Below are 26,177 nucleotides of genomic sequence, written 5' to 3' on the forward strand. Positions count from 1 at the left end.
TTGAAGCGATAAGAAAGCTAAAAAGTATCCTGGAGAATTCAAATGATTAAATTAAGTAATGTCAGCAAATGGTATGGTCAGTTTCAAGTATTGACGGATTGCACGACCGAAGTGTCCAAAGGCGAGGTGGTGGTGGTGTGTGGTCCATCCGGTTCCGGTAAATCGACCCTGATCAAGACGGTCAATGGTCTGGAGCCTTTCCAGAAGGGTGAAATCACGGTGGAAGGGGTGTCTGTCGGCGACCCGAAAACCAATTTGTCCAAATTGCGTGCGCGCATTGGTATGGTGTTCCAGAACTTTGAGCTATTCCCGCATTTGTCCATTCGTCAAAACCTGACCATAGGCCAGGTCAAGGTACTTGGTCGTTCAGAAGAGGAGGCGACTGAACGCGGCCTCAAATACCTGGACCGTGTTGGTCTGATCGCGCAAAAGGATAAGTTTCCTGGCCAGTTATCCGGCGGTCAGCAGCAGCGTGTAGCGATTGCCCGTGCGCTGTCCATGGATCCGATCGCCATGTTGTTTGATGAACCTACTTCTGCTCTCGATCCTGAGATGATCAATGAAGTGCTGGATGTCATGGTCGGTCTGGCACAGGAAGGTATGACCATGATGGTCGTGACCCATGAAATGGGATTTGCCAAGAAAGTGGCAAATCGCATCGTCTTCATGGACAAGGGCCTCATAGTCGAAGATTGTGCCAAGGATGAATTTTTCACCAATGCCCGATCTGACCGCGCACGTGATTTCCTGGCGAAAATCATTCATTGATGAAAGTGAAATTTCGGTAGTATTTTTTGTTTCAAAAAAACAGCCCTGAACAAGTTCCAGGGCTGTTTTTCCTTGTGAATAGGACTTACGCAAAACCGCCCCAGCTGCGTTGCAGCTCCTCTCCTAGGAGCCGCGTACTAAAGTACTGTCTTCGTCGCTACGGTGTAGTTGGGGTTTCAGACAACATGTTGTCTGCCAACGAAACGAACCTCCCCTGCAAGGGAGGTTTCCTAGAAACGATAGCCTTGCTGGGACAATTTTGCGTAAGTCCTAGTGAAAACAAATTCTGTTTTTTTTCAGAAAATGGCTAGCTTGCTATTCATGCAAGAAAAAAAGCAAGTCCGCAAGGTCGTCAATATTCGAGAAAAAGCAGGGGAAAAGGTAAAATGCCGGTATTCCGTCAACGCGAGCTATCATGACAACCACGACTTCTGGCAATACCCCGCAGCAAATCACCCTTACTCGCCCCGACGACTGGCATCTGCATGTGCGAGATGGCGCAGCATTGAGCAGTGTGCTGCCGCATACGGCAGCACAGTTTGCGCGTGCCATTATCATGCCTAACCTGAAACCACCCGTCACGACAACCGCGCAGGCCGCTGATTACCGCAAGCGCATCCTGGCGGCCTTGCATGCCGGCATGACATTTGAGCCATTAATGACCTTGTACCTGACGAATAACACGCCGCCAGATGAAATCCGTCGTGCCAAAGACAGTGGCTTTGTACATGCGGTGAAGTTGTACCCGGCTGGTGCCACCACCAATTCCGATGCTGGTGTGACTGACCTGAAAAATTGCTACAAGACCCTGGAAACCATGCAGGAAGTTGGCATGCCCTTTCTGGTACATGGTGAAGTGACTGATCCTGAGATTGATTTATTTGACCGTGAAGCAGTATTCATTGACCGCGTCATGCAACCGCTGCGCAAAGACATGCCGGAATTGAAAGTGGTGTTTGAACATATCACCACCAGTGATGCGGCTGCCTACGTGGCAGAATCCGACGGCCCGATTGCCGCGACGATTACTGCCCATCACCTGCTGTATAACCGCAATGAGATTTTCAAAGGTGGCATACGCCCGCATTATTACTGTTTGCCTGTGCTCAAGCGCGAAACCCACAGGCAGGCTTTGGTCAAAGCTGCCATCTCGGGTAGCAAACGCTTCTTCCTGGGGACAGACTCTGCACCACATGCAAAAGGTTTGAAAGAACATGCCTGTGGTTGTGCCGGTTGTTATACCGCTATGCATGCGATGGAATTGTATGCCCAGGCGTTTGAACAGGCTGGCGCGCTCGATCAGCTGGAAGCTTTCTCCAGCTTCAATGGTCCGGATTTTTATCAATTACCACGCAACCAAGGCACCATTACCCTGGTGCGTGAAGATTGGCAAATGCCCGCCGAATTGCCATTTGCCGACAGCAGTATGGTGCCTCTGAACAGCGGTGAAACTCTGCACTGGAAAATGCGTGCAGCCTGAGTATTGACGCACATGCCCCCACGTTTTTTTGATGGCATAGACTGGTCACGGCACTGGTATGCCGCCGTATTGCCGGTGGCGCAAGAGGTGTTGGCGGGCGCTGACTGGCGCACGCGGATCAGTCAGTTGAGCGCCCAATCCGGTTTGCTGAATCACCTCGACCTGCCTATACAATTTATTGCGCAGGAAGAACTGCCGGAGGGTGTTGCTTATGAAGCCCATATCAGCGCCAGTGGGCAGGTGCCGACCAGGGAAAATCTGCATGACTTTTTCAATGCACTGGTGTGGCTGAGTTTTCCTTGTGTGAAGCGGCAACTGAATGCCCTGCAGGCAGCCCAGATTAAGGCTATTGGCATAGGCAAGTCACGCGGGCCGGCACGCGATGCAGCTACCATTTTTGATGAAAATGCGGCCTTGCTGGTGGTCGAAGACAGTGAGCAAGGACAGGCGTTGATCGCATCTCTGCGTGCGCATGCATGGCAGGATGCTTTTGTCGCACAGGCAGACAAGTTTGGTCAGATTGCCGAAGTCTGGTGTTTTGGCCATGCCCTGATGGAAAAACTGGTCAAGCCGTATAAAGCCATTACGGCCCATACCTGGGTGCTCATGGTTGATCAGGCTTATTTTGTGCTGGATGCGACAGCCAGGCGTGCGCATGTAGATCAGTTGGTGGCTGCGCAACTGGCCAGCCATCCTTTGACTACCGCAGACTACACACCCTTGCCAATACTCGGCCTGCCTGGCTGGTGGCCACAGCAAGACCAGTTTTTTTATGCAGACCAGCAAGTGTTCCGGGCCAGACGCACCTGAACACATCTGTGCAAAGCTGCATGTTCTAAGCGACAGGCTTGCTCTGCAGCATGTGGAATAACTGGTCTTTCAAACTGATACGCAGTTTTTTCAGGTCTTCCAGTGCCACGTCACCCAAATGTTCCTTACCATTTTCAGCACGATTGACGGCTTTGTCCGTTACATCATATTCATCAAACAGTTTTGCGAAATGAGCGTTGCCAAGTTTTAATTCATGAATGATTTCCTTGAATTGAGGAAATTCAGTGGACAGTGGGTGATGGTCAACTTGCATAGGGGAATTCCTTGTTTAAATGGGGAAATATTTCCTTATCCTCATAGTAAGCAAATTACAGTTGATGCAGATGATCTGGATCAAGTCTGCGGTAAGTAAGTCCGGCTCAACTTACCCCAGCTCAACTTACCCCAGAATACCCATTGATTTCATGTAGAATATTCGTGCATTACGATCTGTGGTAACGCGTTGTCGGCTGGCCATTCGTGAGAGGGAGAGGCTTTGATGAGCGTATTGACTGAAGGTCTTGAATCTGAGCATGCTGCTGGCAGCATGATTATTTATCTGGACAGACTGTAGCAATGCCCGGCAAGCATACACACAAGCCTGCCGCACCCGGCCGATTCTCTTCCCTGTCGCTCAGAAATGCGATTGTGCTGGGTATCGCCTTGGGTATTGTCATACCGGCGATGTTGCTGGGCTCGGTACTGGCCAGGGATAGCTATGAACGGGAATATGAAGTGCGCGTGCGTGGCCCTTTGCGTCAGTATGCCAACATGCTGGAACAAACCATGCCCATTCCCCTATGGCAGGTTGATGCCGAAGCGGCACAGAGTTTTGTCAATTCCGTCATGCTTAATCCGGATGTCGTACGCATTTCGGTAGAAGATGCCGCCCTTGGGCGTTTTGTCCATGCCGAACAGGCCAATGCACAGCAACAGGATCTGATTTCAGAAACCCGGAATGTCCGCAAAGGTGGTGGCATCATAGGACGCGTCACGATAGTGATGAGCAGCCATCTGATGGAACAGGAATTCCTGAAGAAGTTAGCGAAAGGTGGCGCGGCCATTCTTGTGCAGTTGCTGATTTCTTTTTTCCTGTTGTGGCTCTTGTTTCAAAGACGCATGATGCGTCCGCTGCAACAGTTGCAACTGGATGTGGACCGCCTGGGTGAAGGGCAGTTTACAGAATCGGTTCATGTGGCCAGACCGGATGAACTGGGTAGCCTGGCACTCGGCATTGATACCATGCGGGTACGACTGGGTGAGTTGATGCAAATGCAGGCCAGCCATCAACTGACACTGGAACAGCGGGTTGCAGATCGTACGCAAGAACTGCATGGCTCCAATCAGGAATTGCGTACAGCACTGGATAACCTGAACAATGCACAACTGGAAATCCAGCGTACAGACCGGCTTGCCGCACTGGGTTCACTGGTCGCAGGAGTGGCACATGAGCTCAATACACCCATAGGCAATTCGGTGACGGTCGCCAGCACCATACACGACCTGAGTCACGAGTTCTGCAAGAAAATGGCTCTCGGCATGACGCGTGCACAACTACAAACGTATGTAGAGCAAAATTTGCAGGCCAGCGATATTTTATTGCGCAACCTGCATGGCGCGGCGGAATTGATAGGCAGTTTCAAACGGGTTGCCGTTGACCGGACCAGTGCACAAAGAAGAGCGTTTCTGTTGGATGAGGTGATACGCGAAACAGTACTGACCATGGGTACCAGCATCAAGCGCAGCATCCATCAGGTAAGTATGGATTTGCCAGCGGACATCTGGATGGATTCTTATCCGGGCCTGCTTGGTCAGGTCATCAGCAATCTGATCAATAACGCCATATTGCACGGGTTTGATGGCAGGGGGAATGGCGTGATCAGTATCCATGCACATCGCCTGGACCTGGAGCCGCCAGCGGTCGAGTTAAGCGTCAGTGATGACGGCGTCGGTATCTCGGAAGCCAATATGAGCAGGATATTCGATCCATTTTTCACAACCAAACTGGGGCAGGGCGGCAGTGGCCTGGGTTTGAACATTGTGTATAACCTGATACGCGATGTACTGGGTGGCAGCATTCGCGTTGAGAGCAAGCCTGGCAGCGGTGCCAGCTTCATCATGCATTTACCCTTGCATGCCCCCGGGCAGGCTGACACCAGCGAATAGACTGTTCAAGTAGCGAGAGACAGGCAGCGTGGCAGCAGCAGATGGGCGCTGATTAATACTATTATTTAAATAAAAACGGGAGCCATGGCTCCCGTTGCTGCTTCTTTTACTGCTATCGCAGGGGTTTATTGCTCGCGCAACCAGGTCTGGGTACGACCAAACATCGGTGCACCAATATAACCGCGTACATTCAGTTTTTTGTTGTTTTCAATCACGCTGAGTTTGCTGCTATATAACTTGCCATTACCCGGGTCGAGTATTTTGCCGCCAGTGTATTCATCGCCATCTTTTTTCAAGCCGGATAAGATGGTCATGCCGACGATGGGCTGGTCTTTGTTGGCACCTTCGCATTTGTCGCATTTTGGATTCTTTTCAGGTGCGTCAGCTTCCAGGAACAGTTTTTCTATCCTGCCCTGCAATTCACCAGCAGTTTCGGTGATGCGTATCAATGCCTTGGGCTTGCCAGATTTATCATCAATGCTCTTCCATAGGCCGACCGGGCTTTCTTCTGCCTGCGCCAGCATGGGCAGACCAGCCAGGGCGATGGATACGGATAACGCGGAAAATGCGGATAATGCAGTTAACGCAAGTGGAACTGTTTTTTTCATGCTGTCTCCAAAAGAAAAAACCTAGGTCTCTGATTTATTGGAATTGATTGTACGTGGCAAAATATTTACCACGTACAAGATTTTTAGAGTACCTACTTTAACCCACGGTATTACGCTGATGGCAATTTGCCAAGTTGTTCGCGCAGTTTTTGCAGGGTAGCAGAGAAATTTGCCACCCTTTCTTTCTCTTGCGCGATCACTTGTGCCGGTGCCCTGGCGACAAAGCCTTCATTGCCCAGCTTGGCTTCTGCCTTGGTGATTTCGCCTTCCAGACGGGCGACTTCCTTGCTGATACGTACACGTTCAGCCGCCACATCGATTTCCACCTTCAGCATCAGTTTGGATTCGCCTACGATGGATACCGGCGCCGGTGAATCCGGCAGGGCATCCACCACGCTGACTTCAGACAGCTTGGCCAAGGCTTGCAGGTAAGGGGCAAAAGCCTGCAGACGGGCTTTGTCTTCGGCATTAGCGGCTTGCAACAACAGCGGCACGCGCAGGGCTGGGGACAATTGCATTTCACCACGCAGGTTACGGCAAGCGTCAGTCATGCCTTTCAGCGCCTGCATCCAGGCTTCGGCATGCGTGTCGACGTTTTCAGCGACAAACAGCGGATAAGGCTGCACCATGATGCTGTCGCCAGCCGGGTTCAAAGTCTTGCCTGCCAATGGTGCCACGGTTTGCCACAAAGCTTCGGTGACGAAAGGAATGATAGGGTGAGCCAGGCGCAAGATCACTTCCAGCACGCGCAAGAGCATGCGGCGGGTGGCGCGTTGTTGCGCCTCATTACCTTGCTGTACCTGTACCTTGGCAACTTCCAGGTACCAGTCGCAATATTCATCCCAGACAAACTTGTAGATGGCAGAAGCAATATTGTCGAAACGGTAGTCAGCAAAGCCTTTTTCCACCTCGGCCTCTGCTCTTTGCAGGGTAGAGATGATCCATTTGTCAGCCTGTGAATATTCCAGATCAGCTGCACCCACATCTGCGCCAAAACCACAATCCTTGCCTTCGGTATTCATCAAGACAAAGCGGGTCGCGTTCCACAGTTTATTGCAGAAATTGCGATAACCCTCACAACGACCAAGGTCGAAATTGATATTACGGCCCAGTGATGCATAGCTGGCCATGGTGAAGCGCAAGGCGTCGGTACCATAGGCAGGAATGCCATCGGCAAATTCCTTGCGGGTGGCCTTTTCTATGCTGGCTGCCTGTTTTGGATTCATCAAACCGACTGTGCGCTTGGCCACCAGCTCATCAACGCTGATACCATCGATGAGGTCGATAGGGTCCAGGGTATTACCCTTGGATTTGGACATTTTCTGGCCGCTGGAATCGCGCACCAGACCATGCACATACACGGTATTGAACGGTACCTTGCCGGTAAAGTGCGTGGTCATCATGACCATGCGCGCTACCCAGAAGAAAATAATGTCAAAGCCGGTGACCAGCACCGAGGATGGCAGGAACTGCTTGATATCCGGTGTTTCCTCTGGCCAGCCCATGGTAGAGAAAGGCACCAGCGCAGACGAAAACCAGGTATCTAGTACATCGTCGTCACGCTTCAACGCGCCAGTGTAACCAGCAGCAACTGCCTTGGCTTTGGCACCGGTTTCATCGGTCGCCACAAAAATTTCACCATTGTCACCATACCAGGCCGGGATTTGATGACCCCACCACAATTGGCGCGAGATACACCAGTCCTGGATATTGTTCAGCCACTGGTTATAGGTCGTGGTCCAGTTTTCCGGAATGAACTTGATTTCACCATCAGCGACTTTTTTCAGTGCGACTTCAGCGATGGATTTGCCTGGGAAGTGCGTGCCTTCCGGTGCCGGTTTGCTCATGGCCATGAACCATTGATCGGTCAGCATCGGTTCGATGACCACATTGGTACGGTCGCCACGTGGCACCATCAATTTGTGTGGTTTGACTGAGTCCAGCAAGCCTTGTGCATCCAGATCAGCAACGATTTGTTTGCGGGCGATAAAACGGTCCATGCCTTGATACACGGCAGGGGCGTTTTCATTGATCTTTGCATCCAGGGTAAAAATGCAAATCATGTCCAGTTTGTGACGCTGACCAACTGCGTAATCGTTCATGTCATGCGCAGGTGTGATCTTCACGCAGCCGGTACCAAATTCCTTGTCTACGTAACTGTCAGCAATCACCGGGATTTCACGGCCCGTCAGCGGCAGTTTGAGCATCTTGCCAACCAGGTGGATATAACGTTCATCCGTCGGGTCAACCGCCACGGCCACGTCACCCAGCAGGGTTTCAGGGCGGGTGGTTGCCACAGTCAGATGGCCAGAGCCATCAACAAACGGATAACGGATATGCCACATCGAGCCATCTTCTTCTTCCGATACCACTTCCAGGTCGGACACAGCCGTACCCAGTACCGGGTCCCAGTTGACCAGGCGCTTGCCGCGATAGATCAGGCCTTGCTCTACCAGTTTGACGAAGACATCAGTGACGACTTTAGAGCGCTCGGCATCCATGGTGAAGTATTCACGATCCCAGTCGGCAGACGCACCCATGCGGCGCATCTGGCCGGTGATGGTGGAGCCGGATTTTTCTTTCCATTCCCACACTTTTTCCAGGAATTTTTCACGGCCCAGATCATGGCGCGAAATCTTTTGTGCATCAAGTTGTCGTTCTACTACAATTTGTGTGGCAATACCGGCATGGTCCGTACCTGGCACCCAGGCCGTATTGTGACCGCGCATGCGGTAGTAACGGGTCAGGCCATCCATGATGGTCTGGTTGAAGGCATGGCCCATATGCAGGGTGCCTGTCACATTCGGCGGTGGCAATTGTATGCAGAAGGATGGTTTGCCTGCATCCATGGTGGCGGCAAAATATCCACGTTTTTCCCACTCGCCACGCCAGGATTGTTCGATTTCTGCGGGCTCAAAAGACTTGGCTAATTCCATAATATGATCTGCGGTGATTGCTAAACCTTTGATTATAAATGAGCTAGGTGTAGAAGTTGGTTTTTTACTGCGAGTTAAATTGTTTTAAAGATAATTTTTATGCCATGCAAGAGAAATGCGACCCTTGTCTGATAGATAGCAACATCTGTTGTTATCTATGTTATCTATCGGCATCTCTATTTCTTTTGTGTAATAGATTGTGTCACCGACTTTAAACGGCGTATCTAAAACAGAGGGAAAGTCGTATGCTTGTCGCCTGTTTATGGTTGATATAGGCTGGCTCCGGCCGTTTTGACGGCCTTTCCCATTTTCCAGCCTACTTAAAGTCACCTATTTTCTCCCAGCGAGGGCATGCATGTTCCGGCTTCGACATCAAAATCAATGCTTGAGATGGTGTGTATGCATGGCGAGCCTGTTACTGGTTTTGCTGCCCCCGACAGTCAGGGCCGACAGCCACAATGACTTGCGTGAGATAGAAGCCATCCACGACCTGGCAGACCGGGATAATACTGCTGCACTCCAGCAACTAAGGGCGTATAAGGAAAAAATCAGCGCGAATGGCAGCACCTATGCCAATTACAGTTTGCGTGTCGAACTACTGAAAACCCTGATCACCATCCTGTACGACGCCGGCAAGAATAAAGAAGCGAATGCCACCAATGCTGAACTGATGCAATTGGCGCGTGCGCACAATGATGGCGACATGATCGCCCTGGCCATGATCGGGGAAGCGTTTCAGTTGCAGGACCAGGGCAAGTTTGCATTGGCACTGGTCAAACTGGAGGAAACACAACAATCCTTGCGTGACAGCAAAGATGCCGAAGTGCTGATGCGCCTGAACATTGCGTTTGGTACGGTGCACTTGGCAATCGGTAATTTTGACAAGTCGCTGGCCTATTGTCTGGAAGCCTTGCGTCTGACTGACCAGATACCGCGCCGCCGGGCCCAGGCCAGGCTGTACCGCATGGAAGCCATTTCCCGCCTTTATTTAAACATGCACAATGCAGAAAAGGCATTGGAAACCGCTAATGACGCATTGTCGATAACACCGAAAATTGACTCTCCCAAAACCATCTCTTCATTGGTGATGGCGCGTGGCCTGGCACTGACCGACCTGGGCCGGTATGCCGAGGCGCTGGACGCCTACAAGACCGTCTTACAGATTGCCACGGATGCTGGCATGCCGGTTGTTGCAGCGACTGCCCTGGGCAATATTTCAGATTATTATTTGCGCGTCCACCAGTATGACGAAGCCGAACAGGCAGCCAGGACAGCGCTGCAAAAAGCGGAAGAGATTGGCGACCCCTTTGCCGTGGCGATGGCCAAAGCCAATATAGGATTTGGCCTGGCTGGCCAAAGAAAATTTGCGCAGGGCATCACGTATATCAACGAGGCCAAAAAGTATTTCATGGAAACTGGCTCCAAGTCGGACATGGAAAGCCTGTTGAGTGAAATTGGGGCGATGTACGAAACCGCAGGCATGCACAAAGAGGCGTTGGCAGTCGTGCGTGAGCAGCAAAAACTCAGTGACGAATTGTTTCGGTCTGACCGTGCCCGCGCCGTTGCGACTTTGCAAGAACAGTTCAATGCTCAACAAAGACAAAAGCAGATTGAATTGCTGGCCCGCGAGAATCAACTCAAGGATGCTGAAATTAAAAATCGTCAGCTGCAGCAAATTATTTTATTGCTGGCTGCAGTAGTGATGGTGATGATAGGCATCGTGATTTTCTTTCTCTACCAGCGGGTACGCAAGACCAACGAGAAATTGCGCGAAGTTAACCAGCAACTTGAGTTTCATGCCGTGCGTGATCCCCTGACCGGTTTGTACAACCGTCGCTCTTTCGTCGACCTGATGAAGAGCAGGGTGATCTTGCCGGAAGGTGAGCGTCGCGAGGACAGCCTGGAAAATCCGGATTGCCTGATACTCATGGATATCGATCATTTTAAAAATATCAACGACAGTTACGGCCATGCTGCCGGTGACGTGGTGCTAATGGAAGTGGCACAACGCTTGCGCAGTACAGTGCGCGATACGGATATGGTGCTGCGCTGGGGAGGAGAAGAGTTTTTGATCTATTCACCGCGCTCGAATCCTGCACAATTGAAGAACCTGGTGGAACGCATACTGCGCGTCATCGGTGAAGCCAGTGTAGATGTCGATGGCGTCTCAATCGCAGTGACCATGACCGCCGGTTTTATCAGCCTGCCGTTTTCCGGCATCCCCGAATTGGTCTGTAATTGGGAAAAAGCCCTGCAGATTGCCGACATGGCCCTGTATCTGGGTAAGGTCAATGGGCGCAATCGCGCATATGGTGTCAGCAAATTATTGATTGCATATGAAGACGCCTTGCCGGTACTGGACCATGATTTATCGGCTGCCATCAAGGCCGGCATGGTGGAGCTGGCTGAAGTTCACGGACCGGTTAAAGTGCAGATCAGCAATGTTGTCGGAGATGCAGCAGAGGTGAAGTGTGTATCGCCAGTTGCGCAATAAATAAGCACCATAATTAAGCACCACAGCTAAAATAAAAGTCGTATAATCTGGCCTCGTCGCGGTCTTGTTCTAAGACCCGAAGAAAAAATGCTAGGGGTCCTGCCATTACGCTATGAATCGTGATGTTGGGTGAGAAATACCCTCGAACCTGATCTGGATAATGCCAGCGAAGGGAAGCTGCCGAAGACTTTTTGCCACCCTCAGCGTGCGCATCCCGACTTTGGAAACTCCTTTGCTGGCTCCATGCCAACAAAGCAAAGGAGCCAAAATGAACGCCAACCCGCAATTCTTGTCCGCTACCGCCACGGTAGACGAGGCAGCCATACAGCCACTACCGAATTCCCGCAAGACCTATGTACAGGGCAGCCGTCCCGATATCCGTGTACCCATGCGCGAAATCAGCCAGTCTGATACACCTGCCATGTTTGGCTCGGAAAAAAACCCGCCTATCTATGTCTATGACACGTCTGGCCCTTATACCGACCCTGCTGTCAAAATCGACATCCGTTCTGGCCTGGCGTCAGTACGCGGTGCCTGGATAGCCGAGCGTAATGACACGGAAGAACTGGCTGGCCCTACATCCGAATACGGTATAGCCCGCCTGCATGACCCCAAGCTGGCCGAATTGCGCTTCAATCTCAAGCGCTTGCCGCGTCGTGCACTGGCAGGCAGGAATGTCTCGCAAATGCATTATGCGCGACAGGGCGTTATCACGCCGGAAATGGAATTTGTCGCCATCCGCGAAAACCTGCGCAGGAAAGAATACCTGGAAAACCTGAAAGCCTCTGGCCCCATGGGTAACAAGCTGGCAGACGTCATGGGCCGGCAACATCCCGGCCAGTCTTTTGGCGCTGCGATACCTGAAGAAATCACGCCAGAATTTGTACGTTCAGAAATTGCCCGTGGCCGTGCAATTATTCCGGCCAATATCAATCATCCTGAAATCGAGCCTATGATCATAGGCCGTAATTTCCTGGTCAAGATCAATGCCAATATCGGCAATTCTGCAGTGACCTCTTCCATTGGCGAAGAAGTCGAAAAAATGACCTGGGCGATACGCTGGGGCGGCGACAATGTGATGGATTTGTCGACCGGCAAACACATACACGAAACCCGTGAATGGATCATCCGTAATTCACCCGTGCCTATCGGTACCGTGCCTATCTACCAGGCGCTGGAAAAAGTGAACGGCAAGGCCGAAGACCTGACTTGGGAAATCTTCCGTGACACCCTGATAGAACAGGCTGAACAAGGTGTCGATTATTTCACCATCCACGCTGGCGTACGCCTGCAATATGTGCCGATGACAGCCAAGCGCCTGACCGGCATCGTCTCACGAGGTGGTTCCATCATGGCGAAATGGTGTCTGGCGCATCATAAAGAAAGCTTCTTGTATGAGCATTTTGAAGACATCTGCGACATCATGAAAGCGTATGATGTGTCCTTTAGTTTAGGCGATGGCTTGCGCCCGGGTTCTATCTATGACGCCAATGATGAAGCCCAGTTAGGTGAATTGAAAACCCTGGGCGAGTTGACCCAGATTGCCTGGAAACATGATGTACAAGTCATGATAGAAGGCCCCGGTCATGTGCCCATGCACCTGATCAAAGAAAACATGGACCTGCAACTCGAACAATGCCATGAAGCGCCGTTCTATACGCTTGGCCCTTTGACGACCGACATCGCACCAGGCTACGACCACATCACATCCGGCATAGGCGCTGCGCAAATCGGCTGGTATGGCACTGCCATGCTGTGCTACGTGACACCTAAAGAACATCTGGGTTTGCCCAACAAGGTAGATGTCAAGGATGGCATTATCACTTACAAGGTTGCCGCCCACGCAGCCGATCTGGCAAAAGGCCATCCCGGTGCGCAGATACGCGACAATGCCTTGTCCAAGGCACGTTTTGAATTCCGTTGGGAAGATCAGTTCAACATCGGTCTTGATCCCGATAAAGCGCGTGAATTCCACGATGAAACCTTGCCCAAGGATTCTGCCAAGGTTGCCCATTTCTGCTCCATGTGTGGTCCGCATTTCTGTTCCATGAAAATTACGCAGGAAGTACGCGACTATGCCAACGCACAAGGCATCAGCGAGATACAGGCATTGAAGCAGGGCATGGAAGTCAAAGCCGTCGAATTCATCAAATCCGGTGCGGAAATCTACAAGAAGCAATAGCCATGGTGGAGATACAACTCAATGGAGAAAAACGGCAACTGACGAGTACGTTGCTGGCTGATCTGATCGCAGAATTGAATCTGTCGCAGCAGGCGATTGCGGTGGCGGTTAACCGGCAGATTATTCCGAAGTCGAAGTGGGCAGAGTACCAGTTGCATGAGTTAGACAAGGTAGATGTTGTGCGTGCTATTGGTGGTGGCTGAGTTTTTTAGCTCCTTCCCCTTGAAGGGGAAGGGATTTAAAAAATATTTTTTGCGAAAAAATATGAAAAACGCAACCAGCGAAGCCTTGATTACCACAGCAAAAGTCCTGCGAAAAAATATGACTGATGCCGAAAAGAAATTGTGGCAAGGTTTGCGTGGCGAACAGCTTGGCGTGAAGTTCAGACGGCAATATCCATTTCAGCATTTCGTGTTGGATTTTGTTTGTCTGGAAAAGCGTTTGGTGATTGAAGTTGATGGGGGGCAGCATACTGAAGCGCAAACGTATGACATGCATAGGACTCAAGTGCTGAAGAAGGCAGGTTTTACTGTCTTACGCTTTTGGAATAATCAGGTATTGAGTGAAACTAGTGCTGTGATGGAAGAAATCTGGCGGCATGTGAACAAAGAGCAGTCTTAAAAGACTGAGGACATTCCCCTCCCCTTCAAGGGGAGGGCTAGGGTGGGGATGGGGTTCAGTCGATTAAGCAAACATTCAGTTTGCTGCAGAACCCCATCCCCATCCCAACCTTCCCCTTGAAGGGGAAGGAGCCAAACAGCATCCCAAATTTTGGAGATAAAACAATGAATACAGAAAACCAGCCAGGCCTCACCATAGCCGGCAAAACCTACCGCTCGCGCTTGCTGGTCGGTAGTGGCAAATACAAAGACCTCGAACAAACCCGTCTGGCAACAGAAGCCAGTGGTGCCGGGATCATCACGGTAGCGATACGCCGTGTGAATATCGGGCAAGACCCGAATGCACCAAGCTTGCTGGACGTAGTACCACCCAGCAAATACACTATCTTACCTAACTCTGCCGGTTGTTATAACGCCGAAGATGCGGTCTATACACTGCAACTGGGACGAGAATTATTGGGCGGTCACAAACTGTGCAAGCTGGAAGTATTGGGTGACGAGAAAACCCTGTTCCCGAATATGCCTGAAACCCTGAAGGCAGCCAGGACCCTGGTCAAAGAGGGTTTTGATGTCATGGTGTATTGCAGCGATGACCCGATACAGGCAAAGATGCTGGAAGACCTGGGCTGTGTTGCCGTCATGCCGCTGGCTTCATTGATAGGTTCCGGCATGGGTATTTTGAATCCCTGGAATCTGTCGCTGATCATCGATCAGGCCAGGGTGCCGGTATTGGTTGATGCTGGTGTTGGTACGGCGTCGGATGCCGCCATCGCCATGGAACTGGGTTGCGATGGGGTATTGATGAATACGGCGATAGCGGGTGCCAAAGACCCGGTGCGCATGGCGCGTGCCATGGGGCTGGCAGTCGAAGCCGGACGGGAAGCCTTTCTGGCGGGGCGCATGCCGCGCAAGTTTGCGGCGTCACCCTCATCGCCCATGGCTGGTCGCATCGTCTGATGAAGACACCCAGCCGTCCATGTGTGCTGGTGTTTGCCGGACATGACCCCAGCGGTGGCGCGGGCGTACAGGCTGACATAGAAGCGATTGCTGCGCAGGGTGCGCATGCCTTGCCGGTGATTACCGCATTGACGGTGCAAGACAATGACCATGCCTATGCAGTGCATGCTGTTGATGTGCAAATTATCTTGCAGCAGGCCATGACCCTGGTCGCTAAGATACCGGTCAAGGTCATCAAGCTGGGTATCGTCGCGCACAAAAAAAATGCGACAGCGATTGCGAATTTTATCCAGAAGATGAAACTGCAATATCCCGATCTGCAAGTCATCCTCGATCCGGTATTGGGTAGCGGACATGGTGACAGTTTATCGCTGGATGATGCGGTAGAGGCGATTGAACCCTTGTTGAAAGTCGCGACATTGATCACGCCAAATTTGCCAGAGTTAAAACGTCTGTCACCACAGGCGAGTGATCTTCAGGCGCAGGTGCAAAACCTGATGGAATACACGCAAGCCGATATCTTGCTGAAAGGCGGTCATGCAACGGAAGTGCGGGTGAAAAATATCTGGTTTCAGCATGGACAATGGCAGACTGCACAAGAATGGCAATGGCCACGCCTGCCGGGTGAATTTCACGGCAGCGGCTGCACACTGGCGTCGGCCATCGCCGGACAACTGGCAAAGGGCGTCGTATTGGCAGACGCCTTGCAACAAGCGCAAAGCTATACCCAGCAGAGCTTGCAACATGCTTATGCCATAGCTGCAGGACAGCTTATTCCGGCACGCCAGCCAGTATTGAATACGAGGAAAAAATCATGAACCAATCAAGTGTTCGTCAACTTAGCAGTCGTCAACTCAGTAGTGCTCAACTTAGCGGCTTGTATGTCGTCACCCCTGACTGGGACAATACTGCCGAGCTGGTGGCCGTCACGGAGCAGGCTTTGCAGGGCGGCGCGCGGATCGTGCAATACCGCCACAAAACCGCCAGCCGGGAACTGCGCAAAACCCAGGCCCTGGCCTTGCTGGAGTTGTGCCGCAGTTTTGACAAGCCCTTCATCATCAATGATCATCTGGACCTCTGTCTGGATATTGATGCCGATGGCTTGCATGTAGGCGGCACCGATATGTCGGTCGCTGATGCCAGGGCAAAGCTGGGGGCGGATAAGATTCTGGGCGCATCCTGCTATGGTGATCTGGAACTCGCACGCACGGCCGTTAAAGGTGGTGCCAGCTATATTGCCTTTGGTGGCTTTTATCCTTCGCGCATCAAGCAATATGCGGTGACCACACCAGCCAGCATAGTGGCTGAAGCAATCAGGGAATTTGATGTGCCGAATGTGGTCATCGGCGGCATGACACTGGAAAATTGCCAGCCACTGCTGGCACAAGGGGCTGACATGGTGGCAGTAATCAGCAGTGTGTATATGGCAGAGCAACCGCAACAGGCGGCGCGTGCATTTGCAAGGCTATTTTTGTATGAAAAAGCGTTTCAAAGAAAAGAGTCGTTCTGAACTTGCATATTCACGCCCTGCATACTGCATACTGCAAAGTCACCAGCCGAATAATTGTATGGTATATACTTTGTGATCCAAATTTCTCCTGACCTGCAATGTGCAGGCTACTTCAATGAGCGCGAACAATTCCCCTTCCAGTCAGAGACAAAAATTCTTACCTGGTAGCCTGATAGAGGAAAGAGATAACGACTCGGGTAGAGGCGATTATTATCCTGCACCTGACGGCGTGGATGGCTGGTCATGGGGAGCATTTTTGCTGGCGCTTTATTGGACCGCACGTCATAAAAGGGGGATAGGCTTTCTTCTTTTCATTCCCATCGTTGGTTTTTTTGTCGCTTTTAAGATAGGCCGTACTGCTAGATTATGGGCCTGGCACAATATTTACTGGGATAGCCTGGAGCACTTTAATCGCGTGCAACGACGTTGGACTATCGTTGCTTTTAGCCTGTATGCCCTGATTTTTTCAGTAATTGCCGTTTTGACGTATCCTGAAACTCAAAAAAATGAGGCGAGGAGACAGTTAGTAGTCAATGGCAGGCTGGCTATTAACGATGCGGTGCATAGTGCAAAAGATGTATCCCGGGCAGTAGGTGACTATATTTTGAGTCATCACGCTTTCCCTAAAAATATCGACCAGGCTGGATTTGAATCCCAGCTACCAGCCGATATAAAGAGTATAGAAATCGACCAAAAAAATGGTTTGATAGCCGTCACGATGAATATCGAACCATTCAAGGACAAGGTTTTTTATCTGGCACCCCGTTATGAAGGGAAGCAAGAGATACTATGGCGGTGCCTGAAGGGCGATTTTACGACCTGGGACATACCGCATGAATGCCGATATGATGCAACTGAAGATTTTTCCATACGGTGATAATAGCGAGGGGCGTTAACTCGCTGCGCGTCCCAGTAATGTGCCATTACTTCGGGCTATTGCCGGTTTCCTGGTTTTCGTTGTTGGTAGCCGCTTGCGGTTCCAGGTCTTCGACCTTCAATAATTCTGCCGTGGTCAGGATGCCGACGCTGATGATATCGTGGCCTTCTATGGTTTCACATTTGCGCGGATTGGCGAGCGTACCTTCCGTGCAAAAGCGGATATTGCCCCTCTTTTTGTTCGCGCCCGGGTAGTAGAAGAACATCATGTCGCTGGCACTTTTGATATACATGGCCTGGTCCAGCAATGATTCCGGAAATTTGCCTTCTGTTGCCTTCAACAACCATTCACGTAATTTAGGTATGGCATCGGTGCTGATTTCACGGGTTTCCTTGTTGTGTGGGCCGTGAAAGCCAAGATTGGTACGTGCCAGGTCCTTGCTGGCGAGCATGCGGCGCTCTTTACCTGCCATGAACATGATGGCGCAGGAAGAAAAGCAATTACCCTGGACTGCAGTATTGATTTTCCTGCCGCTGATTAACTGGGCAATGCCATAGGCTGCATTCAGGTCGCCGCCCTGGCTTTCGGTCAGGACTACATTGTGCACTTCACCACCCGACAGATTGCGGCGGAAGCGTTGTGCATCATCCGCTTCCACCTTGCCATATAAAATCAGGGTGTCATTTGAGCGCAGCATGGTCATGGCAGCGACAGGCGCGGTGTAAGAAATCGTGGCCGCAGCCAGCAAGGTAAGCAAAGGATTCAAACGTGGCATCATCATTCAGAAAGAAATAATTGAAGCCGCATTATCCTTTGCTTAGGCCAGCCGGGCAATGCTCTATGCAATGATGTCAAGGTTTGTTATCGCACGCAATAAATTATCCACAGTTTCTGCCGTCGCTGTCTGCATGGGGGCACGCAGGCAGGCTTGTATTGTGCCGGATGCCGCCAGTGCTGCTTTCAGTGGAGCCGGATTGGGCTCTTCAAACAGTGCCTGCATGACCGGCAGCAAGTGATAGAAAATTGTCCTGGCCTGTACAAGCTGACCTACATTGATATGCGCCTGCAAACGCAGGAACAGGTCTGGACGCACATGCGCAGACGCCAGTATGCCGCCAGCACCGCCAAGGCATAATGTAGAAAACAATTGATGGTCTTCCCCTGCCAGTACCTGGATATCGCCATCCTTGATGAGTTGCATGGTGGCTTGCAGATTGCCGCCGCAATCCTTGATGGCGACAATATTGGGATGCCGCCCCAGTTGCTGCAAGGTGGCTAATTCCATATTCACTCCGGTGCGGTAAGGAATGTTATATAGCAGCACAGGGAGGGGCGACGTATCAGCGATTTCGTGGAAGTAGTGCAGGATGCCAGCCTGCGATGGCCGTATGTAATACGGTGGTGTGACCAACACACCAGCGACCTGTCTTTGCCCCACTGATGCAAGTCTGTGCAAGACTTGCCCCATGTGATTACCGCTTAAACCCATGATGACTTGATGGGCCGGAACCACAGCCAGTACGGCGTCCAGCACCTGCAATTGTTCCTCTTCACTGAGTGCGGCTGCCTCGCCAGTAGAGCCACAAACTACCAGGCCGGCTACCCCTTCCAGGATCAGCTTGCTGGCCAATGCCTGTAAGGCAGGGAAGTCCACCGCCGCCCCTGTGTCGGCACAAAATGGCGTGACCAGGGCGACCCAGATGCCGGAGAAATCAGCGCGTCTGGTCTGGCGGTTAGATTCAATATGTGCGATATGTGTATGGCTGGAATTGCTGATGCTACTGGACATGCCTGTTCTCCTGTGGACCGGTTAAAAGACCCGCAGGGAGTTGACACATAGCACAAAGGGAAGAGACCGTTTTGCCATCCTGTCAGCTCACCTGACGGGACAGCACGCCCCGGTCAGATGAGCGTCTGTTTCTTGGCTTTGGCAAAGACCATACCCAAGGCAGTGTAGCCTTGTGTGTGTAATTGATCTTTGACCTGAGTTTGCATATTGAAAATGAGACTGAAAAATGGGATAGCGATTGAAATGATTATCTGCGGGTGTAATAAGCCTGTCAAGTCAGTAATACATTCATCCCGCCACAAATTTTAAGCTGCCCGGTTGCGGCATAAAGCGCAAATGACATAGTCCCGTATAATCTGGCTATGCAAAATTTACTCCACAACTTAAATCCTGAACAACTCGCTGCCGTGACCCAGCCAGCGCAGTCTGCCCTGATTTTGGCCGGTGCCGGTTCTGGCAAGACGCGAGTGCTGACGACCAGGATAGCCTGGCTGATCCAGACTGGCCAGGTATCACCCGGTGGTATTTTGGCAGTGACCTTTACTAACAAGGCGGCCAAGGAGATGCTGACGCGCCTGTCGGCCATGTTGCCGATTAATACACGTGGCATGTGGATAGGCACTTTCCATGGCTTGTGTAACCGCCTGTTGCGCGCGCATCACCGTGATGCTGGTTTGCCGTCGACTTTCCAGATTCTCGATTCTGCCGACCAGTTATCCTTCATCAAGCGTTTGTTGAAGGCGAACAATATCGATGATGAAAAATTTCCACCCAAGACCCTGATGTATTTCATCAATGGCGCCAAGGACCAGGGTTTGCGTGCTGCCCAGGTCGATGCCTACGATGATTTCAATCGCAAGCTGGTCGCTCTGTATGATTTGTATGATGCCCAATGCCAGCGTGAAGGCGTAGTCGATTTTGCCGAGTTGCTGTTGCGCACCTATGAATTATTGAGCCGTAACCAACCCTTGCGTGAACATTATCAGAACAGGTTTCGCCACATCCTCGTTGACGAGTTTCAGGATACCAATGACTTGCAATACAAATGGTTGAAACTGATGGCCGGTGAGGGCACCAAGAACGGCGGGGCTGTCTTTGCAGTGGGTGATGATGATCAGAGTATCTATGCCTTCCGTGGTGCGAATGTCGGCAATATGTCGTCCTTTGAACGTGAATTCCAGGTGCAGAACCTGATCAAACTGGAACAGAACTACCGTTCACATGGTCACATCCTGGACAGTGCAAACGTGCTGATAGAACACAATAGCAAACGCCTGGGTAAAAATCTGCGTACCGATGCCGGTCACGGTGAACCGGTGCGCATCATGGAAGCCAGCAGTGATATACAGGAAGCCAACTGGATCATAGATGAAGCCAAGAATTTGATACGTGAAGGTTCGTTGCGCAGCGAAATCGCGATCTTGTATCGCTCGAACGCGCAGTCGCGTGTGATTGAGCATGCCTTGTTCACGGCTGGCATACCGTATCGCGTATATGGCGGTCAGCGCTTTTTTGAACGGGCCGAGATCAAGCATGCGATCGCCTATCTGCAATTGATGGACAACCCGCACAATGATTCTGCGTTTTTGCGTGTGGTGAACTTCCCTACCCGTGGCATAGGGGCGCGTTCGCTGGAACAATTGCAGGATGTCGCCAGGCAGCAGAATAGTTCCATGTATGCAGCCGTGCGGTATGTGTCTGGCAAGGCCGGTTCTTCGCTGGCATCTTTCGTTAAATTGATAGAAGGTGCGCGTTTCGAAACACAGAACCTGCCTTTGCCGGAAATGGTAAAAATTGTGCTGGAAGTCAGCACTTTGCTGACGCACTACCAGACCGAAAAAGAGGGGGCAGACCGTATAGAAAACCTGGAGCAGTTGGTGAATGCTGCAACCCTGTTTGTGTCAGAAGAAGGCTTCAACAAAGAGGCGCCAGCCTTTGCCGGCCCGGCTAGCAGTGCTGTGGTCTTGCTGGAAAATGGGAATGCTGATCAGATCATCGATGCCGATGCTGCCTTGCCAACTGTGATGTCAGCGCTGTCGGCTTTCCTCTCGCATGCTTCATTGGAAGCTGGCGACAATCAGGCGCAAGCTGGACAGGATGCCATGCAGTTGATGACCGTGCATTCAGCCAAGGGGCTTGAATTTGATGCGGTCTTCATTACCGGTCTGGAAGAAGGCTTGTTTCCGCACGAAAACAGCGCACAGGAAGAAAGCGGCGTCGAAGAAGAACGTCGTCTCATGTATGTGGCGATTACCCGCGCACGCCAGCGTCTGTACCTGAGTTTTTCACAAACCCGCATGTTACATGGCCAGACGCGCTACAACATGCGTTCACGCTTCCTGGAAGAATTACCCGAAGAATCAGTCAAGTGGTTGTCACCCAAAATACAGGCAAGCTGGTTTGGCAATAAAAAATCAGCATGGGATGAAGCCCCCGATGACGCCGCTAACCGGATTGCACAGAGTTTTAAACAGAGTAATGACAAAATGGCCTGGCGCATAGGACAGAATGTTGTGCATGATAAATTTGGTGAAGGCGTGATTGATAAAATCGTAGGCGGTAGCGGTGGTGCCGTTGCGAGTGCCTATATCAATTTTGGAAAATTAGGTGTGAAACAGTTGGACCTGAGCAGTGCAAAACTACAGAAAATATAAAAGCAGAAAATGGATGTGGCGAACGTGGGCTATGCTTCGTGCGCCATGGTCGCGTATCACTTTGGACTCGCAGATCAAAATGTGTAAAGGCCTTGATCTGCAAGTTAAATAAAATGCCTGAATATTATAGGCACTGGCTGCCATGATTTTGGCCATGAATTTCATTCGCAACAGCAGGTCAGATCGTATATGACGCTGATGGTTGAAATGGGTGGCTCATTGAAAATGAATGCTATCTACTATGCGGCAGTTGTTTGGCCACGGCCAGTGATGGGGCTGCTTTGACCTTGTTGGCTGGTCTCATATTCGTTCCTGCGGGCACACCTGTGTCCAGCTTGAAGATACTGACAGCCTGCTGTAAATGCATGGCTTGTTCCGCCAGATTGGTTGCCGATGCAGCGGCCTCTTCCACCATTGCAGCGTTTTGCTGTGTAATTTCATCCATTTGTGAAACAGCCTGATTCATTTGATCTACACCGTCGCTTTGCTCACTGCTGGCATTGCTGATTTCATGAATGATGCTGGTAACGTTTTGCACTGACTGCACTAGTTGCAGCATGGTCTTTGATGCATCTTCGACCAATTTATTGCCGGTATCCACTTTGCTCATGGAATCTTCTATGAGAGCCTTAATTTCCTTTGCGGCGCTGGCTGACTTTTGCGCCAAGTTGCGTACCTCGCTCGCGACCACCGCAAAACCACGACCCTGTTCACCAGCTCGTGCTGCTTCTACGGCTGCGTTCAGCGCCAGGATATTCGTCTGAAAAGCGATGCCATCGATCAGGCTGATAATATTTTCTATGCTTTTTGCAGAATTGCTGATTTCATGCATCGTGCTACCGACCTTGCTAACCATGTCGCCGCCTTGTATGGCAACTTTGGAGGCAGTTTCAGCCAGGTAATTAGCCTGTGAGGCACTGTCGGAATTCTGTTTGATCGTGGAAGCAAACTCCTCCATGCTGGCAGCTGTTTCTTGCAAGCTGGATGCTTGTGATTCAGTACGGTTGGACAAATCCATGTTGCCATCTGCAATTTCTCTGCTACCACCGCTGATAGAGGTCACGTTGGTTCTGACATCGGCAATAATGGATACCAGATTGATGTTCATCTGACGCATTGCCTGCATAAGCTGCCCCATCTCGCTGTCGTCGCCTTTGGGAACAGAAGTCGCCAGGTCACCACCTGCCATAGTGCGCGCAGCATGTATGGCTTGCTGAAGTGGCTGTATATAGTTGCGGCGTATGGCAAACCATTGATAGGCGATGATCGCAGTAGCTACGCACATAGTGGAGAAGTCAATGATTTGAAAGCCTGAACTCAACAGGCGCACAATACCACCCACCAGTATCATGGCAATGGCAGAAAGCATACCCAGCGCGAGTTTTGTGCCGCCGGAAAATTGCAGAGCACTTATTATTTTTCCGGCAATATCGGTTCTTACCAGTTGACCGTGGTGTAGTTGGAATCGCCCAGCTTTGTCTTCACGCATGCGACGATATAACTGTTCCGCCTCTGCTATTTCTGCGCGACTAGGTTTGGTACGTACCGACATATAGCCAACCACCTGATCATTTTCAATGACTGGGGTGACATTCGCTCTTACCCAATAATGGTCGCCATTTTTGGAGCGATTTTTTACCATGCCATCCCATTGCCGGCCTTCTTTGATGCTGCCCCATAAGTCGTCGAATGCCTGCGCCGGCATGTCCGGATGCCGGACAACATTATGGGGCGCACCTATCAGTTCTGATTCTTCAAAACCGCTGATTTCGATGAAGGTGGGGTTGCAATACTGAATTTTTCCTTTAAGGTCGGTCTTGGAAACGATGGATTGACCATCTTTGACTTCAACTTCCTTACCGGTGATGGGTTGATTATTGCGCATCGTTTTCCACCTTTCCTGATCGTCGTTACAAGTTCAAACTACGAAGGTGGAAAGCAGCATATCCACCAAGAATTTAATTGAAAATTCGGGTGTTCAGATACTGAATGCGACAAAAAAGTTATTTAAAAAATAATTTCAGCTAATCACAACTTAATTTATCTGTGGACAATAGCAAAGCGCGATGTCTGTGATGAGAGTTAAATGTAATACGCACTGGCCGTCATGATTTTGGCCATGAACTTCATCCCTGCCTTGACCGGTGCCGGCAGCTCGCTGGCGCCCAGCGACTGGGCAGCCGCACCGTGAGCAATTTCATCTACACGCATCTGTTCCACAATGGCGCGCGACCTGGCATCTTGCGCAGGTAATTTATCCATGTGGCTGGCAAGGTGGGCTTCAACCTGACGTTCGGTTTCAACCACAAATCCCAGGCTGAGCTTGTCGCCGCTTTTGGCCGCCAGCATGCCAACTGCATAGGCCCCGGCATACCACAAGGGGTTCAGCAGGCTGGTATGCGAATTCAATTCCTTCAAGCGACCTGCAGTCCATGCCAGGTGATCTTCTTCTTCAATGCCGGAATGCTGAAATTGCTGGCGGATATCATCCGTTTTCGTGAACGCGCCCTGGGCGTCATACAAAGCCTGGGCACAAATCTCGCCCACATGATTGACACGCATCAGGCCGGCGCTATGGGTTTTTTCTTCATCCGACATGCTTGCTTCGTCTATCCCTTGGGCCGGATTACCGCGCCTGGCACGAGCTTGTCCATTCACGACACGCAATGCGCGGTCAAATCCCTGGATGAGGTGGTCGATTGCTAAAGTGCTCATAGATTAGTCTGAAGAAGTAAGCGTCAATGCCCGAATTATAGGACAGAACACCGCGTGCTTCAGAGGGATTGCCAGGCTGCATGATTCACATCAAGACTTTCAAGAAAATTATGATTCTCACAATAAGAAAGAAGATGCTTGTTGTGATAACGCCACATAAAATTTGCTTAAATACGGTCGTTCGCAAATTCTCTTTGCCCTAAATCTTTTAATTTGTTCCAATGGAATCTAGCTTCTTAATCAGCAGGTTACGAAGTCTTGGCAAGACTAAATACAAAAGCATGACCATGCGAAAAACGTCTGGTCGGTAAAAATACTTATAATTTTGGAGACTGTTTAAATGAAAAAAACGATACTGGCTTTTGCAGTTCTGAGTGCATTTGCAGCGACAGCGTCTGCACAATCTTCCGTTACTATCTACGGGATTATTGATGCAGCAGTGGTAGCGACTACTAATCAGACTGCTACAGGCGGCTCTAAATTTTCCATGGATGCAGGCCAATTGCTGACTTCCCGCTGGGGTATCAAAGGTTCTGAAGATCTGGGCGGCGGTTTGAAAGCCAACTTCAATCTGGAAGGTACATTGGCCAATGACACTGGTGCAGCCGGTGCAGGTTTTGGCGGTAATGTATTTAATCAGACTGGTAATAACACTTCCCTGTTTGATCGCCTGTCATGGGTAGGTCTGTCTGGTGATTTCGGTTCCGTTACTCTGGGTCGTAACAATATTCTGGGTGTGGATTCTGTTGGTCTGGCTGATCCTATGAGTTTGGCACATGCAGGTTCCAATCCTAACGTGATGTTCAGTGCATTGAATTCTGGCGCCTTCTTTGGTGGTTTCGGTACTAACCAGGGTGGTACTGCACTGCGTCAAAATAACTCCATCAAATATGTTTCTCCATTGATGTCAGGCTTCGGTGGCGGGTTGATGTATGGCTTCGGTGAAAAAGCCGGTGATACAACAGCCAGCAACTACGCTGGTGCGTCTGGTTTCTTCACTGACGGTACCAATGGCGCGGCTGTGTCTTATGCAAAAATGAAAGACAATGCCAATGCAGCCAATCTGACTGGCTTTGCCGCTGGCGCCAAGTTTAAGGTCACTCCGTCTATTATGCTGCGCGGCACATATGCACAAACCAAGGTCGAAGGCGCTATCAAGATTGATGCTCTGCCAAGCGCAGACGGACGCAAGATTGCGGTGATTGGCCTGGGTGCAGATTTCAGTTTGTCTGATCAGACAACACTGACAGCCGCTTATTACAACACCAAACGTTCCGGCGACATCGAAGGTAAAGCCGATCAGTTCATCGGACTGGCCAAATATGCATTTAGCAAACGTACAACAGCGTATGCATCCCTGACCTATGCAAAAGCTGGTTCTGTAAATGCACAAGATGTATCGCTGGCACTGGGTATCATCGGTGCGGGTAACAGTTCTGCAACGCGTACAGCAGTAGGTATTTTGCACGCATTCTGATCATAAGCTGATCGTAGTATATGCAAAGGTCGCCCAGGGGCGGCCTTTGCAGTTTGTTGTTTTGATAATAAAAAATAGATTTCAAGGCAATTTGTTGTACTTTTGCACACCAGTAATGTTGTACTTAAAGCATC

The 26,177-nt window shown here is 50.7% G+C and carries 21 protein-coding genes and 1 riboswitch; of the genes, 14 read left to right on the top strand and 7 right to left on the bottom strand.

All coding sequences use genetic code 11. From position 1 onward, the window contains the following. Positions 1-42: 42 nt before the first annotated feature. From ACO0K9_RS05370 to ACO0K9_RS05380, 3 genes are all read left to right on the top strand, one after another. On the top strand, positions 43-768 hold the full coding sequence (locus tag ACO0K9_RS05370; RefSeq protein ID WP_186950995.1) for an amino acid ABC transporter ATP-binding protein: 726 nt from the start codon (positions 43-45) through the stop codon (positions 766-768). A 415-nt stretch (positions 769-1,183) separates the two neighbouring features. Then, positions 1,184-2,248: a dihydroorotase gene (pyrC, locus tag ACO0K9_RS05375; RefSeq protein ID WP_422982573.1), complete on the top strand. Its 1,065-nt coding sequence runs from the start codon at positions 1,184-1,186 to the stop codon at positions 2,246-2,248. Between the two features lie 12 nt (positions 2,249-2,260). Beyond that, positions 2,261-3,058, top strand: a complete 798-nt coding sequence (locus ACO0K9_RS05380; protein WP_422982575.1) for a DUF3025 domain-containing protein — start codon at positions 2,261-2,263, stop codon at positions 3,056-3,058. Between the two features lie 25 nt (positions 3,059-3,083). Here the strand turns inward: ACO0K9_RS05380 and ACO0K9_RS05385 are convergent, their stop codons facing one another. Continuing rightward, positions 3,084-3,332, bottom strand: a complete 249-nt coding sequence (locus tag ACO0K9_RS05385; RefSeq protein ID WP_422982577.1) for a YdcH family protein — start codon at positions 3,330-3,332, stop codon at positions 3,084-3,086. Between the two features lie 302 nt (positions 3,333-3,634). Here ACO0K9_RS05385 and ACO0K9_RS05390 point away from each other — a divergent pair, with 302 nt between their 5' ends. Continuing rightward, complete coding sequence (locus ACO0K9_RS05390; RefSeq protein ID WP_422982579.1) at positions 3,635-5,224, top strand: sensor histidine kinase; 1,590 nt, start codon at positions 3,635-3,637, stop codon at positions 5,222-5,224. A 125-nt stretch (positions 5,225-5,349) separates the two neighbouring features. Here ACO0K9_RS05390 and ACO0K9_RS05395 read toward each other — a convergent pair whose 3' ends face one another. After that, positions 5,350-5,832 carry a DUF2147 domain-containing protein gene (locus ACO0K9_RS05395; protein WP_422982581.1) on the bottom strand — a complete coding sequence of 161 codons (483 nt, stop codon included), beginning with the start codon at positions 5,830-5,832 and terminating at the stop codon, positions 5,350-5,352. A 110-nt stretch (positions 5,833-5,942) separates the two neighbouring features. Next, complete coding sequence (locus ACO0K9_RS05400; protein ID WP_422982583.1) at positions 5,943-8,768, bottom strand: valine--tRNA ligase; 2,826 nt, start codon at positions 8,766-8,768, stop codon at positions 5,943-5,945. A gap of 403 nt (positions 8,769-9,171) precedes the next feature. Between ACO0K9_RS05400 and ACO0K9_RS05405 the strand changes: the two genes are divergently transcribed. The 8 genes from ACO0K9_RS05405 (at position 9,172) to ACO0K9_RS05440 (ending at position 17,408) form a co-directional block, all read left to right on the top strand. Then, entirely contained in the window at positions 9,172-11,262 is a 2,091-nt protein-coding gene (locus ACO0K9_RS05405) for a diguanylate cyclase (RefSeq protein ID WP_422982585.1), read from the top strand. Positions 11,263-11,344: 82 nt separating this feature from the next. Continuing rightward, positions 11,345-11,454: riboswitch (TPP riboswitch) on the top strand. 76 nt (positions 11,455-11,530) lie between these two features. Next, entirely contained in the window at positions 11,531-13,444 is a 1,914-nt protein-coding gene (gene thiC, locus ACO0K9_RS05410) for a phosphomethylpyrimidine synthase ThiC (RefSeq protein WP_422982587.1), read from the top strand. Between the two features lie 2 nt (positions 13,445-13,446). Further along, entirely contained in the window at positions 13,447-13,647 is a 201-nt protein-coding gene (thiS, locus tag ACO0K9_RS05415) for a sulfur carrier protein ThiS (protein WP_422982589.1), read from the top strand. Positions 13,648-13,708: 61 nt separating this feature from the next. After that, positions 13,709-14,065 carry an endonuclease domain-containing protein gene (locus ACO0K9_RS05420; protein ID WP_422982591.1) on the top strand — a complete coding sequence of 119 codons (357 nt, stop codon included), beginning with the start codon at positions 13,709-13,711 and terminating at the stop codon, positions 14,063-14,065. Positions 14,066-14,229: 164 nt separating this feature from the next. Then, positions 14,230-15,021 carry a thiazole synthase gene (locus ACO0K9_RS05425; RefSeq protein WP_422982593.1) on the top strand — a complete coding sequence of 264 codons (792 nt, stop codon included), beginning with the start codon at positions 14,230-14,232 and terminating at the stop codon, positions 15,019-15,021. Next, positions 15,021-15,839, top strand: coding sequence for a bifunctional hydroxymethylpyrimidine kinase/phosphomethylpyrimidine kinase (gene thiD, locus ACO0K9_RS05430; protein WP_422982595.1), 819 nt, complete (start codon positions 15,021-15,023; stop codon positions 15,837-15,839). The genes ACO0K9_RS05425 and thiD overlap by 1 nt, the downstream gene beginning before the upstream one ends. Beyond that, positions 15,836-16,531 carry a thiamine phosphate synthase gene (gene thiE, locus ACO0K9_RS05435; RefSeq protein WP_422982597.1) on the top strand — a complete coding sequence of 232 codons (696 nt, stop codon included), beginning with the start codon at positions 15,836-15,838 and terminating at the stop codon, positions 16,529-16,531. Before thiD ends, thiE begins: the two co-directional genes overlap by 4 nt. Positions 16,532-16,646: 115 nt before the next feature. Next, on the top strand, positions 16,647-17,408 hold the full coding sequence (locus ACO0K9_RS05440; protein WP_422982599.1) for a hypothetical protein: 762 nt from the start codon (positions 16,647-16,649) through the stop codon (positions 17,406-17,408). A 46-nt stretch (positions 17,409-17,454) separates the two neighbouring features. Here ACO0K9_RS05440 and ACO0K9_RS05445 read toward each other — a convergent pair whose 3' ends face one another. Both ACO0K9_RS05445 and dapA read right to left on the bottom strand, forming a co-directional pair. Then, positions 17,455-18,183 carry a hypothetical protein gene (locus ACO0K9_RS05445; RefSeq protein ID WP_422982601.1) on the bottom strand — a complete coding sequence of 243 codons (729 nt, stop codon included), beginning with the start codon at positions 18,181-18,183 and terminating at the stop codon, positions 17,455-17,457. A 63-nt stretch (positions 18,184-18,246) separates the two neighbouring features. Next, the gene (gene dapA, locus ACO0K9_RS05450; RefSeq protein ID WP_422982603.1) at positions 18,247-19,197 is read right to left on the bottom strand and encodes a 4-hydroxy-tetrahydrodipicolinate synthase; all 951 of its coding nucleotides are present in this window, start codon (positions 19,195-19,197) and stop codon (positions 18,247-18,249) included. 362 nt (positions 19,198-19,559) lie between these two features. Between dapA and ACO0K9_RS05455 the strand changes: the two genes are divergently transcribed. Further along, positions 19,560-21,851 carry a UvrD-helicase domain-containing protein gene (locus tag ACO0K9_RS05455; RefSeq protein WP_422982605.1) on the top strand — a complete coding sequence of 764 codons (2,292 nt, stop codon included), beginning with the start codon at positions 19,560-19,562 and terminating at the stop codon, positions 21,849-21,851. A gap of 232 nt (positions 21,852-22,083) precedes the next feature. Here the strand turns inward: ACO0K9_RS05455 and ACO0K9_RS05460 are convergent, their stop codons facing one another. Together ACO0K9_RS05460 and coq7 are read right to left on the bottom strand one after the other, a co-directional pair. Beyond that, on the bottom strand, positions 22,084-23,736 hold the full coding sequence (locus ACO0K9_RS05460; RefSeq protein ID WP_422982607.1) for a methyl-accepting chemotaxis protein: 1,653 nt from the start codon (positions 23,734-23,736) through the stop codon (positions 22,084-22,086). 197 nt (positions 23,737-23,933) lie between these two features. Further along, complete coding sequence (coq7, locus tag ACO0K9_RS05465; RefSeq protein WP_422982609.1) at positions 23,934-24,566, bottom strand: 2-polyprenyl-3-methyl-6-methoxy-1,4-benzoquinone monooxygenase; 633 nt, start codon at positions 24,564-24,566, stop codon at positions 23,934-23,936. Positions 24,567-24,906: 340 nt separating this feature from the next. Between coq7 and ACO0K9_RS05470 the strand changes: the two genes are divergently transcribed. Beyond that, complete coding sequence (locus tag ACO0K9_RS05470) at positions 24,907-26,043, top strand: porin (RefSeq protein WP_422982611.1); 1,137 nt, start codon at positions 24,907-24,909, stop codon at positions 26,041-26,043. The last annotated feature ends 134 nt before the right edge of the window (positions 26,044-26,177 follow it).

Source organism: Undibacterium sp. Ji50W, from assembly GCF_049340445.1.
Taxonomy (GTDB): Bacteria; Pseudomonadota; Gammaproteobacteria; order Burkholderiales; family Burkholderiaceae_D; genus Undibacterium.

Bases quoted from the DNA above. Each gene is read 5' to 3' on its own strand.
- dapA (WP_422982603.1), bottom strand. From the start codon at position 19,197: ATGTCCAGTAGCATCAGCAATTCCAGCCATACACATATCGCACATATT.
- ACO0K9_RS05425 (WP_422982593.1), top strand. From the start codon at position 14,230: ATGAATACAGAAAACCAGCCAGGCCTCACCATAGCCGGCAAAACCTAC.
- thiE (WP_422982597.1), top strand. From the start codon at position 15,836: ATGAACCAATCAAGTGTTCGTCAACTTAGCAGTCGTCAACTCAGTAGT.
- ACO0K9_RS05390 (WP_422982579.1), top strand. From the start codon at position 3,635: ATGCCCGGCAAGCATACACACAAGCCTGCCGCACCCGGCCGATTCTCT.
- pyrC (WP_422982573.1), top strand. From the start codon at position 1,184: ATGACAACCACGACTTCTGGCAATACCCCGCAGCAAATCACCCTTACT.
- thiD (WP_422982595.1), top strand. From the start codon at position 15,021: ATGAAGACACCCAGCCGTCCATGTGTGCTGGTGTTTGCCGGACATGAC.
- ACO0K9_RS05460 (WP_422982607.1), bottom strand. From the start codon at position 23,736: ATGCGCAATAATCAACCCATCACCGGTAAGGAAGTTGAAGTCAAAGAT.
- ACO0K9_RS05400 (WP_422982583.1), bottom strand. From the start codon at position 8,768: ATGGAATTAGCCAAGTCTTTTGAGCCCGCAGAAATCGAACAATCCTGG.
- thiS (WP_422982589.1), top strand. From the start codon at position 13,447: ATGGTGGAGATACAACTCAATGGAGAAAAACGGCAACTGACGAGTACG.
- ACO0K9_RS05470 (WP_422982611.1), top strand. From the start codon at position 24,907: ATGAAAAAAACGATACTGGCTTTTGCAGTTCTGAGTGCATTTGCAGCG.
- ACO0K9_RS05380 (WP_422982575.1), top strand. From the start codon at position 2,261: ATGCCCCCACGTTTTTTTGATGGCATAGACTGGTCACGGCACTGGTAT.
- ACO0K9_RS05370 (WP_186950995.1), top strand. From the start codon at position 43: ATGATTAAATTAAGTAATGTCAGCAAATGGTATGGTCAGTTTCAAGTA.
- ACO0K9_RS05420 (WP_422982591.1), top strand. From the start codon at position 13,709: ATGAAAAACGCAACCAGCGAAGCCTTGATTACCACAGCAAAAGTCCTG.
- coq7 (WP_422982609.1), bottom strand. From the start codon at position 24,566: ATGAGCACTTTAGCAATCGACCACCTCATCCAGGGATTTGACCGCGCA.
- ACO0K9_RS05445 (WP_422982601.1), bottom strand. From the start codon at position 18,183: ATGCCACGTTTGAATCCTTTGCTTACCTTGCTGGCTGCGGCCACGATT.
- thiC (WP_422982587.1), top strand. From the start codon at position 11,531: ATGAACGCCAACCCGCAATTCTTGTCCGCTACCGCCACGGTAGACGAG.
- ACO0K9_RS05385 (WP_422982577.1), bottom strand. From the start codon at position 3,332: ATGCAAGTTGACCATCACCCACTGTCCACTGAATTTCCTCAATTCAAG.
- ACO0K9_RS05395 (WP_422982581.1), bottom strand. From the start codon at position 5,832: ATGAAAAAAACAGTTCCACTTGCGTTAACTGCATTATCCGCATTTTCC.
- ACO0K9_RS05440 (WP_422982599.1), top strand. From the start codon at position 16,647: ATGAGCGCGAACAATTCCCCTTCCAGTCAGAGACAAAAATTCTTACCT.
- ACO0K9_RS05405 (WP_422982585.1), top strand. From the start codon at position 9,172: ATGGCGAGCCTGTTACTGGTTTTGCTGCCCCCGACAGTCAGGGCCGAC.
- ACO0K9_RS05455 (WP_422982605.1), top strand. From the start codon at position 19,560: ATGCAAAATTTACTCCACAACTTAAATCCTGAACAACTCGCTGCCGTG.